Genomic DNA, 12,347 nt, shown 5'->3' on the forward strand with positions numbered 1-12,347 from the left:
TGGATTAGATTATGATAAAGAGAAACGGTTTTGATGGGGTCGAAATTCCAACAGGGAGGCGAAGCAATTAATGGTCAAGATGATCAAAATTGGCGTGCTTGGATTCGCTCATGGACATGTTACGAGTTATAGCAAAGAGTGGATCAATCGACCGGAGCTCGGAATTACCGTAGCAGCAGGCTGGGATCACGATGCGGCACGGTTGGAAACGGCACGTACGACACTCGGTCTGGACAGTTACGATGAAGTGGAGCAGCTGCTTGCCCGTGGCGATATCCAAGCGGTCGTCATCGGCTCCGAAACGTCACTGCATGCGGAGCTCGTAGAGCTTGCCGCAGCGAAGGGGAAAGCCGTCGTGCTGCAGAAGCCGATCGCGCTCACATTCGCGGAGGCCGAGCGGATCGTGGCTGCCGTTAACCGGCATGGCATCCCGTTCACGATGGCGTGGCAAATGCGGGTCGATCCGCAAAATGCACAGATGAAGGCGATGCTTGCAAGCGGCGAATTCGGCCAAGTGTTCATGGTTCGCAGAAGGCATGGGCTGGCCATGGGATTGAACGCCGACTTCGCTAGCTCCTGGCACGTTCATCCCGACTACAATCGCGATATATGGGCTGACGATTCCGCGCATCCACTTGATTTCTTCCATTGGCTTCTCGGTGTGCCGGACAGTGTGACGGCGGAATTAGGATCGTTGTATAACCCGCGCATTCCAAACGACAACGGTATCGCCATATTCCGCTATCCGGGCGGTCCACTTGCCGAAGTTAGTTGCTCATTCACGTGTACAGCTGCCGAGAATACGACAGAAATCGTCTGCGAGTGGGGTACGATTGTCCAGAATTACGGCGATGCGGTCAGTTGCAATGTACCGCGTCCGGAAGGTGGAGCAGGGTTGAAATGGTATAAGCCGGCCGATGGGAAATGGACGGTCAGCGACATCGCCTCACCGCCGAATCATGGCCACCGCATCCAGGCGCTGGCCCAACCGCTGGCCGAATTCCTGCATGGGGAACGATTGCCAATTGCCACGGCGGAGGAAGGCTTGACCACGCTGCGGATGGTGCTTGCCACATATGTCTCCTCACGTGAAGGGCGAAGGGTTCGGCTGGACGATCCTGCGATCAAGCTAGTGTAGCACACACGAAGGCATTCCAGAACTCGCCGTGTCATCCAGGTATAACGCACAAGGCTAAGCGCCGCACGGCGTCCTTTGACGCCGTGCGTTTGCCGAGACGATGAACAATCAGCGAAGTTAATCATTCTGAATCGAGAGGAAAAGGCCCCCACTCACTTCTTACACCACTCCAACAGACGTTCTGCATTGCGGGAAGCAATCTGTTCCACGTCGTCTTGCGTGGCATCGGTATACTTCAGCTTCGACAGCACCGACTCCGGGATGAAGAATGGCGTATGCGAGCCGAATACAATTCGGTCCAGCGTGTACTTGTCCTTCAAATGCAACGTGACGTCCACGTTCTCGAGGCTCGCCAACTCTACATATACGTTGTGCACGGAGTTCAGCACCTCTGCGAGTTCGGAGATGACCGGATTGCTCAGCACGAACAACTGCTCCGGGAAGTACGACAATACCTTGACGACGCGGACGATGTCCGGATCTACCACATTCAGCAGTGGATACATCCCGCGCTTGTCTTCGACCCGCATCTGCAAGCTGATTAAAAGCTTGTGCTGCTGAGTCAGCTTGACGAGCGGCTCCAGTGTGGACTCACTAATGTCGTACATGTGGTAGCTCGGCAGCAGCTTCACCATGCGGACGCGGCCGTCCTGCACGGCTAGCTCTACGACTTCGGACCAATTGGCATACGAAAGGTCCACGACGAGCACCGGGGAATAGAATTCATCGCCCTGTGTGGCCTCCAGCAACGCCTTGTTCGACCGCATCGGGTCCTGCTCCAGAATCGCTTCAATCGGCGCGACGAATGCCTGCTTCACATTCAAGGATTGCAGCTTCTCCTTCAAGGCCGGGAGCTCCGTATAGCGCAACTTCAGAAACGGCCAATTCCCCGTCCAAGTTGCCATATCAATCACCTTGTTCAGATGCTTCGCCATCGGTTAAGCCCCTCCTTTGCGGAAAAACTGCAGAGCATTACGGAACAGCACTTTGTCCCTGTCTTCCTGCGACATCGCTACGGAATCAATCCGCGCGAGTTGCGTAGAGAAGGCGCGGATCGGATAGTCGGAGCCGTACAGCACGCGATCCGGCCCCAATTCCTTCAGGGCATACTCCAAGTAGCCTTCTTCCGGCTGCGAGCCGGACGTGTCGAGATACACGTTCGGAAGCATCTTGATGTCCTGGACACCGCGAAGCTTCGCTCCCGTTAAGTGCGCCATCAGGATGCGCAAATTCGGATGCTTGCGGGCCATGCGGGCAACGTCCGCCGGCGTCGATTCGAACGTAGTGCGCTCCGTGCTCTTGTACCAGCTGTGGAAGAGCAGCGGGATGTCGTGATGCTCCAGGAAATTGTAGATCGGCTCATACCGCTCGTCATCCGCTATCATCGAGATATGGAATTTGGCCCCGATAATAGGACCATTCAGTATATACTTCTCCATCAGCTTCAATGTGAAATCACTGGGCAAGGACGGATTTATGAATAATAGCGGCAGGAAAATATCCGGATAGGCGTTGGCCATTTCCACAAGCATGTCTGCTTGAAACGTCATGTCGGCCTGATTCGGAAATATATTACCGGCGAACTGTGGGTGCGACATCAGACAAGTCTTCTCGATCCCCATCATCTGCATGTGATACAACGTTTGCTGGACAAGCGGTTCCCATCGCTGCTCTCTGGTGAAGCAGAGATGGAGATGGCTGTCGATAATCATGATGAATAACTCCTCTCCTAGGCAAAACTTTATAGCAAAACAATCTTGTATTTGACCTGTATGCATGTTCCTACTTGTATTGTAAGTACGTGTGAAATAGCTGTCAATGGAAATAAGCGAAAAGAAGCCGCCAGCTGCCACTTCATAGTGGTTCTGGGGCTTCTTCAGCGCTACAGCGATTGTTCGGAACTGATCTTACAGATGTACGCCCGCCGGGAATCCGTCATAGTCATCACCGGAAGGATCGAAGTCGGGGGCTTCGGCGGATGACATTTCATCAGCGATGCTGTCCTCATTGACCAAGTGCGCAGGAATCGGAACCATATCCATCCCGTAAGCGGTATTGAATAGCTGCCCGCCGGTCACAACCTGTTGCCGATCATTCTCAGATGTGCTGCCAAATTCCTGGTTCTCTCCCGTTCCAGCTTCTGCCGCGATCAGATCGCCGCCGTGCGCCTGTGCGATTTCTAACGCGGATGTCAATTCACTGTGATCCACGAATACTTGGACTACCGCTTGATCAGCCTGCTCGGCTCGATGAACGTGGTACCCGATTTCCTTCAACGTATCGTACGCTAGTGCAGCAGACTTCCTGTCCTGAAACTGAAAAATCATGGGAACATGACTCATGGATAAGCCTCCTTTTTAAACGATTCAATCATCGTCTCGGCAAACGCACGGCGTCAAAGGACGCCTTTTGGCGTTTATCTTTGGTTAGCTTTTCCATCACCCCCACAAACGATTCATGTGTGCTGTATCCCTACAGCTTCTTGAACAATACGTAGCAGCTCCGCATGATTGTCAGGATGTGCACATACCAAGTACGGCTCGGCTGAGCATATCCCGGTTACCGGCTGGCCGTTGAAGTCAGTGACCCGAACTCCTGCTTCGCGCGCAAGCAGCATACCTGCATACAAGTCACAACCTTCCGAGTTGTACAAGACGATGCCCTGGATGTCGCCGCGAGCAAGCATAGCCCATGTGAGCGATGGCGCCCACACGCGCAGCACGCGCTTCAGCCGCGACTCCAGCGTATGCCGCAGATTCAGGCAGGTCTGGTCGGTCTTGCCGACCCCGTGCCCCTGAATCCAGGAGATCGTCGCTTTGCGCAGATCAGCTGCAGGCTTGGCTGCAATCGGTTCGCCATTCCGGGTCGAGCCGCTGCCCGCGATAGCCGTGTACAGATTGCCCAGGTTCGAATCGTATACGACCCCAAGTACAGGCTCGCCGCCCACACTCACCGAGATGGACACCCCGTACAGCGGAATGCCGAGCGCATAATTGTTCGTTCCGTCCAATGGGTCGACGTGCCAGAGTACATCTGTATCAGCTGTACCGCCGCCTGTGTGTCCTGCTTCCTCGCTATCAATAGCGTGCTCTGGGAAGCTGCTGCGAATGCGGTAAACGATCATCGTGTCTGTGTGCAGATCCACCTCGGTCACGAGATCACCGTTGTCCCCTTTATGATCCACCGAGAGAGCTCCTCCGAAGCGCTCCCGGGCATACTCTCCCGCGTCCTTCGCTGCCTTCTCCGCTACCTTGATCGCTTCACTTACCCAGCTTATCCTCATACTCATACGAATGCATCTCCCTTACGTCATCTGATCGGCTGATAAGTGTAGTTTACGGCAAGATGACTATAGCGAACAACCCCTTCCATAGAAAGGGGCTGCTCGCATTGTCAATGTATGGCGGAGACTACTTCAAATTCTCGTTCAGCTTGATGACATACAGTTCGCTTGGGGTAGCATTCAATTGCAGCTCACCCTTCTCGTTATACCCGTCCACGCCGAAGTCGTTGTCGTTCACAATCGCGATCCGCTGGTTGTCGATGGCTGCGATGCCCTCCATCTTCTCATACGGGTAGCCAAGCTTAGTCATGTCGACGACCAGTTCCTTCGAGATCGGCACGATGCCTTTTTCCTTCAACTGGCTTACGCTGAGTGACTCGAGGTTATCGCTTGTTGTCGTGCCCAGAATGTTCGTCGCCTTGGCGAAATCGGACTTGTAAATCCGCTTAAGCTGCGCTTCCTTACCTACATTCTTGTCGCGTTCGTCTACAAGCAGCACGTCAGCTGTAAGGGCGGACAGATCGCTGATCACGACGTCCTTCTGCGCTACCTTCACGAACTGCGATGCTTGCTCCGCTACATATACGTACTCGCCGATCACTTTCTTCGTAGCCAAGTCCATCTTCAGCACGCGCAGGTTGCGTGAAGCATCGCTCACCTTCTTGTCGGGGTTGGCTAGAGGGCTCTGAATGGAGGCGTACAAATACTTACCATCCGGCGTTATCGTTACCCCTTCGAAGCCACGATTCGATACCCGCTTCGCATATACCGCAGGCAAGGTGTCGAACAGCTCGGTTTGAGCGCCGGCTGTGACCAGTGCGTCCTTCGTTCCTTGCGGGATGTAACGGCCCACGATCGTTCCGTCGCGCTTCACTTGTACAAGGGATGGACGGTATTCGTCGCTCAACCAGAACGTGTCATCTGTAGGATTGTAGCCGATCCCTTCAAGATCAAGCCCATCTGGATCATAGGCCAATTGCTTCGTTGCTGTGCCGTCGTAAGGAACTTCGTCTACACCTTTCAAGTTCGACACACCCGAGATAAAGTTCGTGCCCGTAAAACTATCTGTCTTGCCTGCCGGCAGGTGGAGCTGAATCGTCTCTAATATTTCAATCACGCCACCAGATGCTTTGATCTTATACAAGCGTGGGATGTATTGCTCAACCGGGAACGTGCGCAGCTTGTCTTTGCCGAACTCGCCGTTCGGGCCACGGTCAGCGAGTGTATAGAACACATCGGCAGGATCAGTCGGCAGGTGAAGCAGACCGGAGAATCCGCCTTCCTTGATTTCCGTGCTGCCCAGCTTAGCTGGATTCTTCCATTGGTGTATCGCTTCTACAGTTGGTGCATCCTTCAAGCGGATCGATTGATTCCAGTCGTCCCACTCCACTTGCTTGCCCAGTATGTCGCCCAGTGCACGTAGTGGTACATATGTACTGCCGTCAATCACGACTGGATCTTTTTCCAGCGTTACCGATTTGCCGTTCGAGACGATCGGGAATTTCACAGCAATGGCTTCCAGCGCAGCCGATCCCGCGTTGACAGCTTGCGTACCGCCCAGTGTTAACGCCGCTAGCGACAAGAATATCCATCTTCTCTTCATCTTAAACCGCTTCCTCATTTGTCGTCGTCCCCCTGCTACTAGTCAGTTTCTAGTTCCACATGACCAGCATACGGGAGAATGATTTGCGGCATGTAAAGCATGAGTTAAGATATTGTGAAGACTCGGCAATTCCATATTGACTGGGGTGTGATGCAGGATTATGATTCAGCTAGAACTGGCAGTACGGAATAGAAGATTGGACTACGATAGGAGGAGTTGCTTACTATGCAAGCGACGTTCTATGCGGGCACAGCCAAGGTCGATATTACGCCAGAACATCCGATTCATCTCATTCCGACTAGCGATTCACCACGGACAAACTTAGGCACGGTACGCCGCCTCTACGCCAGGATCATCGTTACCAGGCAGAAGGACCAACAGGGGACAGAACAAGACGCCGTCATCGTCTCAATTGACAGTCTGATGATACCACTCACTTGTGTTGCTAGCCTAAGGGCACGCATTTATAACAAGTGGAAGATCGACAGATCAGCGGTCATGCTGCACGTCACACATACCCATTCCGCGCCTTTTCCTACTTACGGTCTATACGCAGCGGCTTACGACAGTTCGCTGGATAAAGAGTTTGATGACTATATCCGGGGGCTGGAGGACGCGGTGATCGCCGGGATCGGAACCGCAATAGCTGCGCTTGAAGAAGTAACTGTAGAACGAGGCAGCGGGCAATGTGGCTTTTCCTCCTACAGGCGCAAGCAGGTAGAAGGGCAATGGGTGATGGCCCCTGACGAACAGGGTCCGAAGGATCCTGAAGTGACAGTCATCCGCTTCAAACGTGCAGTAGGTACGACTCTAGCCTTGATAGTCCAATATGCTTGCCATCCGACGATAACATACGACGATTACATCTCGCCTGATTATCCAGGCACCGCCATGGAACAAATCGAACAGCAGCTCGGGGATGACGTGGTATCCTTGTTCCTGCAAGGCTGCAGCGGTGATATTCGACCGGGTCTGATTCGAGACGGCAACTATTATATCGGTACAGATGCGGATGTTGTCCGCTTGGCACAGATGCTGTCTGATGAGACGATGGCCATTGTGGAGCGTCCCATGCAGCCCGTCACACCCTCCGGTATCGTCTGCCGTGAGCTTAGCGTTGAGCTCCCGTTTCGTTCGGTGCCTACATTGGAGGAGCTTGCCGCATACCGGGATGATTCGGGGGATCGGGGAAAATGGAGCCGCAAGCTTCTTGCGAACCCAGAATTCCTGATGCGCTCCGGAACACTGGAGATGACCTACATCCACCTAGCGGATGAACTGTCGTTCCTCGCGATGAGCGGGGAGATGGTTGCCGATTATGGGCATTTCATCAAAGCTGCCAGTACGGGAAATGTTATACCGATTGGCTACACCAACGGTATCGCCGGCTATGTGCCGACAGCCAGACAGCTTGCCGAAGGTGGCTATGAAGCGGCCGATTTTTTTTATAGACATGGACTCCCGTCGCCCTACGACGATTGTATTGAAGAAACTATCAAGCAAGGGATTGCCACACTGATCGGGAGAAGAACCCTATGAACTACTTAATCATGACGGATCTCGAAGGGGCAGCCGGTGTCGATTCCTTTCGGCAGACTAGAACCCATGACCTAGCTGAGAAAGGAGCGGCGATGAAGCAGCTAGCGCGGGAAGTGAACGCCTGTGTGGAAGGCATTCAAGCGGTCGATTCTAACGCGATCGTGGATGTCATCGATGGGCATGGAACGGGCGGCTTGTTTCCAGAAGACTTGATCGGCAGCCATTATGTACGCTACTCGGACTTTAAACACGAGCTCAAGAAGTACGCCGCCTTATTGTATGTCGGGCAGCATGCTATGGCGGGGACGATCGATGCCCCGTTGTGTCATACATACTCTTCGCTGAGGGTCCAGTATTACCGGTTGAACGACGTCTATATCGGTGAATTCGCAGCATTCGCCAATTATGCCGGACTGAACGGTGTGCCAACCATATTCCTTGCTGGCGACGATAAGGCAGCCTTGGAAGCGCAAATGTTCATCCCGCAGATCGAAACGTCCGTGACGAAATACGGCAAAGGTATCGAAGCAGCCGAACATCTACAACCGGACGAAGCCTGTCGTGTCATCCGAGAAGGAGCGGCTCAAGCCGTGCGGCGACTCGTCGAGATCCCGCCATTCGCCCGGTTTCAGCCGCCCTATGTCTTCGAAGCTCGCAATTATGAACCAGTGGACTCAGCAGCGCTCGCGAACATGCCAAACGCTTATCTCGTTGATGAACGGACATTCCGAATCGAGACGATGAACTATCGGGAACTGCCGTTTTTTTAACGGCAGAAGGCTGCCATTTTGACTGGCAGCCTTCCTGATCATATTAAGCCTTAACCGTCGGGTATTTCAATTCCTTATACTGGACGGCAAAAGCTGCCCCATCATACCCCTCATACGATTCCGGAATGTCGCTCAGCAGTACAGGCTGTCCTTGACGCTCAAGCGACAGCTTGGCTGCGATCGCCGCCAGTTCCACTTCCACAAGCTGTTCAAGCGGCAGCGGAGCCGCTGTTTCCTCAGCGAAATATTGCAATATTTTTTCCAGCAACGCCTGATATAGCTTCCCATTGTCTACTTGGATGTAATCCACTTTCTTCTGGGTCACCACATTAGCATAGAACGGAAGGTAGCCTGACGTTTTCCCCACGCTCACGATCCCCTTCCGACCGTCCGCCCAAGTGAATTCAACCTGCTGCTGACCCGACGTCCCCAGGTGGCGAACCTGCTTGACTCCCGGCCCGACCAAGCCGTGCAGCATGGAATAAGCATGTATGCCGTAGTTAAACTCATCGACAGCGCAGCCTACCAGTGCATATACCCACTCGTCTGCTGGAATGTTCTGTGCAAGCCAATTCTCGACCTCAACGCAATAGCGAAGCGCCGAGCCGCCAGTAAGTGCAGCACCTTGCTTGCTCCATTCGAGCAGCTGTCGCAAATCACGCACGTTGCCAGCCAGCGGCTTATCGATGAACACGCCCTTGCCAGCCTCGATAAACGGACGCGCACGCTCCACATGCACATCCCAATTGCAACTATGGATGAGCACCATGTCCACAGATCGCGCCATGTCCGTAAGCGATGTATACACTTCGTCTATCCCTTGCTCAAGAGCGAACGACTCCGCATAGCCTTCCGGATTCACCGCACCGCCATCGAACACAGCCGTAACCTCGTGGCCCATGGAGCGTATAATCGGCAGAAAGCTCTTCGGGTGAGACGTATCGAGATCGACCATCCCTATCTTCAGTTGTTTCATTATTTCGTTACCTCCGTGACTGGAATCGTGGACAGCGCTTGCTCTACTACGGCTTTGATCGGTTCGGGCTTACCGCTCTTCAGTGACTCAATCGCCTGCAGAATCATCAAGGTCGCATACAAGCCGTCGACATGATCGATTAACGGTGGAGTATCGTCTTGTATGCATTGGATGAATGCCCGATTCTCCTCCAGAAATCCAGATTCGCTCCCTTTGTAGACGACGGTTGGCTGGCCTGCTTCCTGGTAGGTTAATGTCGTTAAGCGATCGCAGATCGTGATCGACTTCCCTTCCGCGAATAGCTGCATGAAGAACTTACTCGTCAGCTCCGGGCAATTGCAATCGCCCTGCACCAGGTTCCCAGCTGTCCCGTTATCGAACCGATATACGGCAACCAAGTTATCGATGACACCGGATTTTTGATAGTAGTTGCCGCCAGCCGCATATACTTCCACTGGTTCTCCGCCGGCGACAAACCGCAAGATGTCTGTCGAGTGGCAGCCCTGGCTGATGACGTTGCCGCCACCCATGATCGGATCGTTCGCCCACATGCTATCTGGCCACCGGCCATCCATCATCTGCATCGTAACCATGACGGGCTGAGGAATGAGTTCCTTCGCCTTCCACAGCATATCGAAGTAGCGCATCTTGAACGCTGTGAACAGCTTCTTCCCGCTCTTAGTCACAGCCGCGCCAATCCGCAGGCACTCCTCCAAGTTCATGGCGAGCGGCTTCTCAACAAGGACGTGCTTACCCGCTTCCAAAGCCCGGATGCAATATTCGGCGTGTGTATCGTGTAACGTCGTTACGTAGATCGCATCCAGAGTCGGATCAGCGACCAGCTTGCTGACGTCACTTGTTGCGTAATCGCCGCCGAACTTCTCCAGCAACTTCTGTGCATTTTGCTCGAATACGTCGGCATACGCGGCAAGCTCCACCCCCTCTAACTGTTGGATACATTCCGCATGCGTTCTACCCAGATTGCCACATCCGATGATACCGACTCTTACGTTTGCCATGGATACACCTGTCCTTTTCTAATGAATTAACATCGATCTAACCCAAGTCTCTGCTGTACATGAGTATCAAAAAAAGTAAATCATTGCGGTCTGCTGTATATCTTACTGTATATTTATGAGATCAGTTTACTCAATCACCCAAAATACTGTCAACACTTTTCTTTCATATACAGCAACCTACTGTACAATCGATTTCTTTTTCAGTATGATTCCTGTAGAGACTTCGAAAGGTTTGGCGATTATGGACAAAATCGGTAAGACAAGCCGCACCACATTTCATACCCGGTTGAACGAGATGGTCAAGCAGCTGCGCGATCAGATTCGGGGCGGCGACTACAGACCGGGCGACTATTTGCCTTCAGAAACTTCACTTGTGAAGCAATATAAACTCAGCAACAAATCTGTGCGCAAAGGGCTGGAGCAGCTAATCCGTGATGGGCTTGTCGTGAAGATCAATCGGATCGGGAGCCAAGTGACAGAGCTTGCTGCCGATACCGGCACTATGGTCACGCTGATCTTCGGCTGTCATTCATCCATTGAGCGAGACATTCACTTGTCGGTGCTGCTGGACGACTTCCATAACCTCCATCCTTCGATCCGTGTCAGAACGGTTCGCTTAGTATCCGGCGACTATCGAGGAACTGCCCGGGAGTATTTGCAGAATGAGAGCTTGGACCTATTCACGATCAATAACATGGATTTCATGTTCAGCGTCGACAACGACTCCACGCAGTTACTGGAGCCGCTCGATCCTGATCCGGGCTGTTATGGCTTCGCGAACGATGTCTTCCTGAGCGGGGAGAAGCTGCTAGCGCGGCCGATCGTCTTCTCCCCGATTCTGCTCGCCTATAATCGCGATCACTTCCGTGAAGCAGGCGTTCCAGAGCCTGACGGCAGTTGGACTTGGGATGAAGCGCTCCGGCATGCTGCAGCCTTAACCGTTCCAGGCAAGCGCCACGGGCTGTATTTCCACCTCATGTCGGACAACCGTTGGCCTGCGTTTCTGCTACAGAGCGGCATGCGCTTCGAGCCGGATGAGTCGGGTGTCGTGCAGTTGAAAGGTACCCGGATGATGGCGAGCATCCGCTTATGCAAGCAGATCGTAACCGACAGCTCCTTGTTCCCAACCTATATGTCCGAGAACAACGACGACGTTAATGAGCTGTTCATGCAAGGCAAGGTGTCGATGATTATGACGAACTACATGACCCTTAACGAGATCAAGCATTCAGACATCGACTACGACATCTCTCCCTTGCCCTACTTGTTCGAGCCTCGTTCTCTGCTGAATGTAATCGGCGTAGCGGTGAACAAGGCATCACTCGTCAAGGAAGCCGCGAAGCTGCTAGCTGATTATCTCGCCTCTCCCAGGGCCCAGCAGATTATCCGGCAGCGCACACTAAGCCTACCTGCGCGGAAGCAGGTGGCGGAAGCACCGATCGACCCAACTGTAGACGCGATGAATCGACCGTCTCGGTATTTTCTATTCCGGGAAATCATGTTCTCTTATCGGCTGCATCGAGAGCTTAATCTCCCGATCCGCGCTCTTCCACAGTTCCGACAGCTGCTTAAGAAATATTGGGCGGATTTAATTACGGAGGAAGAGTTGTACGAGCAGGCGGGCGTACTGTGGATGGAAGATAAGGGCTTGTAACACAATAAAGGCTACCCTCAAGGTCTGAATCGACCTTTAAGGATAGCCTTTGTTTATTAACGGAGAATCTTATTTCAACAACTGCAGAACGCCCTGCGGCTGCTGGTTCGCTTGCGCCAGCATCGCTTGTGCCGCTTGCGACAAGATGTTGTCCTTCGTGAATCCCAGCATTTCCTTCGCCATATCGACATCGCGAATTCTCGATTCAGAAGCAGTCAAGTTCTCGCTTGAGGTGCCAAGGTTATGGATCGTATGCTCGAGCCGATAGTTACGAACCTGATCGGTTACAAATAGTCCAAAAGTCGTATCCCCGACAGCCTCGTTCGTGCCGCCCGATGGCCGCGCCGGGGGCTGTAACGCGGATT

At 53.2% G+C, this 12,347-nt stretch carries 11 protein-coding genes and 1 pseudogene; 4 read left to right on the forward strand and 8 right to left on the reverse strand.

All coding sequences use genetic code 11. The annotated features are described in order from the left end of the window. Positions 1-70 precede the first annotated feature (70 nt). A complete protein-coding gene (locus AC1DWB_RS01405) occupies positions 71-1,138 on the forward strand; it encodes a Gfo/Idh/MocA family protein (RefSeq protein ID WP_477539235.1) in 1,068 nt (355 codons plus the stop codon). Positions 1,139-1,290: 152 nt separating this feature from the next. On the opposite strand, the gene AC1DWB_RS01410 is transcribed toward AC1DWB_RS01405, so the two are convergent. The 5 genes from AC1DWB_RS01410 to AC1DWB_RS01430 form a co-directional block, all read right to left on the reverse strand. Continuing rightward, positions 1,291-2,073, reverse strand: coding sequence for an amidohydrolase family protein (locus AC1DWB_RS01410; RefSeq protein WP_477539236.1), 783 nt, complete (start codon positions 2,071-2,073; stop codon positions 1,291-1,293). A 3-nt stretch (positions 2,074-2,076) separates the two neighbouring features. Next, positions 2,077-2,850 carry an amidohydrolase family protein gene (locus tag AC1DWB_RS01415; protein WP_477539237.1) on the reverse strand — a complete coding sequence of 258 codons (774 nt, stop codon included), beginning with the start codon at positions 2,848-2,850 and terminating at the stop codon, positions 2,077-2,079. A 195-nt stretch (positions 2,851-3,045) separates the two neighbouring features. Further along, the gene (locus AC1DWB_RS01420) at positions 3,046-3,480 is read right to left on the reverse strand and encodes a hypothetical protein (RefSeq protein WP_477539238.1); all 435 of its coding nucleotides are present in this window, start codon (positions 3,478-3,480) and stop codon (positions 3,046-3,048) included. Positions 3,481-3,593: 113 nt separating this feature from the next. Further along, positions 3,594-4,427 carry an inositol monophosphatase family protein gene (locus AC1DWB_RS01425; RefSeq protein ID WP_477539239.1) on the reverse strand — a complete coding sequence of 278 codons (834 nt, stop codon included), beginning with the start codon at positions 4,425-4,427 and terminating at the stop codon, positions 3,594-3,596. Between the two features lie 121 nt (positions 4,428-4,548). Further along, a complete protein-coding gene (locus tag AC1DWB_RS01430) occupies positions 4,549-6,024 on the reverse strand; it encodes an esterase-like activity of phytase family protein (protein ID WP_477539240.1) in 1,476 nt (491 codons plus the stop codon). 225 nt (positions 6,025-6,249) lie between these two features. Here AC1DWB_RS01430 and AC1DWB_RS01435 point away from each other — a divergent pair, with 225 nt between their 5' ends. Then, positions 6,250-7,563, forward strand: a complete 1,314-nt coding sequence (locus AC1DWB_RS01435; RefSeq protein WP_477539241.1) for a neutral/alkaline non-lysosomal ceramidase N-terminal domain-containing protein — start codon at positions 6,250-6,252, stop codon at positions 7,561-7,563. Then, positions 7,560-8,333 carry a M55 family metallopeptidase gene (locus tag AC1DWB_RS01440; RefSeq protein WP_477539242.1) on the forward strand — a complete coding sequence of 258 codons (774 nt, stop codon included), beginning with the start codon at positions 7,560-7,562 and terminating at the stop codon, positions 8,331-8,333. The genes AC1DWB_RS01435 and AC1DWB_RS01440 overlap by 4 nt, the downstream gene beginning before the upstream one ends. A 43-nt stretch (positions 8,334-8,376) precedes the next feature. Here the strand turns inward: AC1DWB_RS01440 and AC1DWB_RS01445 are convergent, their stop codons facing one another. After that, positions 8,377-9,309 (reverse strand): Gfo/Idh/MocA family protein, encoded by a 933-nt coding sequence (locus AC1DWB_RS01445; protein WP_477539243.1) that lies wholly within the window; start codon positions 9,307-9,309, stop codon positions 8,377-8,379. Next, positions 9,309-10,328: a Gfo/Idh/MocA family protein gene (locus tag AC1DWB_RS01450; protein WP_477539244.1), complete on the reverse strand. Its 1,020-nt coding sequence runs from the start codon at positions 10,326-10,328 to the stop codon at positions 9,309-9,311. Before AC1DWB_RS01450 ends, AC1DWB_RS01445 begins: the two co-directional genes overlap by 1 nt. A 241-nt stretch (positions 10,329-10,569) precedes the next feature. Here AC1DWB_RS01450 and AC1DWB_RS01455 point away from each other — a divergent pair, with 241 nt between their 5' ends. Next, positions 10,570-11,982: an extracellular solute-binding protein gene (locus AC1DWB_RS01455; RefSeq protein ID WP_477539245.1), complete on the forward strand. Its 1,413-nt coding sequence runs from the start codon at positions 10,570-10,572 to the stop codon at positions 11,980-11,982. A gap of 69 nt (positions 11,983-12,051) precedes the next feature. On the opposite strand, the pseudogene AC1DWB_RS01460 reads toward AC1DWB_RS01455, so the two are convergent. Beyond that, positions 12,052-12,246 (reverse strand): annotated as a pseudogene (locus AC1DWB_RS01460) (flagellin); the annotation flags it as partial. Between the last annotated feature and the right edge of the window lie 101 nt (positions 12,247-12,347).

It is taken from the genome of Paenibacillus sp. P4_E11 (assembly GCF_056401635.1).

Excerpts from the sequence above, each read along its gene's own strand:
- AC1DWB_RS01415 (WP_477539237.1), bottom strand. The coding sequence starts at position 2,850 with ATGATTATCGACAGCCATCTCCATCTCTGCTTCACCAGAGAGCAGCGA.
- AC1DWB_RS01455 (WP_477539245.1), top strand. The coding sequence starts at position 10,570 with ATGGACAAAATCGGTAAGACAAGCCGCACCACATTTCATACCCGGTTG.
- AC1DWB_RS01430 (WP_477539240.1), bottom strand. The coding sequence starts at position 6,024 with ATGAAGAGAAGATGGATATTCTTGTCGCTAGCGGCGTTAACACTGGGC.
- AC1DWB_RS01410 (WP_477539236.1), bottom strand. The coding sequence starts at position 2,073 with ATGGCGAAGCATCTGAACAAGGTGATTGATATGGCAACTTGGACGGGG.
- AC1DWB_RS01420 (WP_477539238.1), bottom strand. The coding sequence starts at position 3,480 with ATGAGTCATGTTCCCATGATTTTTCAGTTTCAGGACAGGAAGTCTGCT.
- AC1DWB_RS01425 (WP_477539239.1), bottom strand. The coding sequence starts at position 4,427 with ATGAGTATGAGGATAAGCTGGGTAAGTGAAGCGATCAAGGTAGCGGAG.
- AC1DWB_RS01435 (WP_477539241.1), top strand. The coding sequence starts at position 6,250 with ATGCAAGCGACGTTCTATGCGGGCACAGCCAAGGTCGATATTACGCCA.
- AC1DWB_RS01405 (WP_477539235.1), top strand. The coding sequence starts at position 71 with ATGGTCAAGATGATCAAAATTGGCGTGCTTGGATTCGCTCATGGACAT.
- AC1DWB_RS01450 (WP_477539244.1), bottom strand. The coding sequence starts at position 10,328 with ATGGCAAACGTAAGAGTCGGTATCATCGGATGTGGCAATCTGGGTAGA.
- AC1DWB_RS01445 (WP_477539243.1), bottom strand. The coding sequence starts at position 9,309 with ATGAAACAACTGAAGATAGGGATGGTCGATCTCGATACGTCTCACCCG.
- AC1DWB_RS01440 (WP_477539242.1), top strand. The coding sequence starts at position 7,560 with ATGAACTACTTAATCATGACGGATCTCGAAGGGGCAGCCGGTGTCGAT.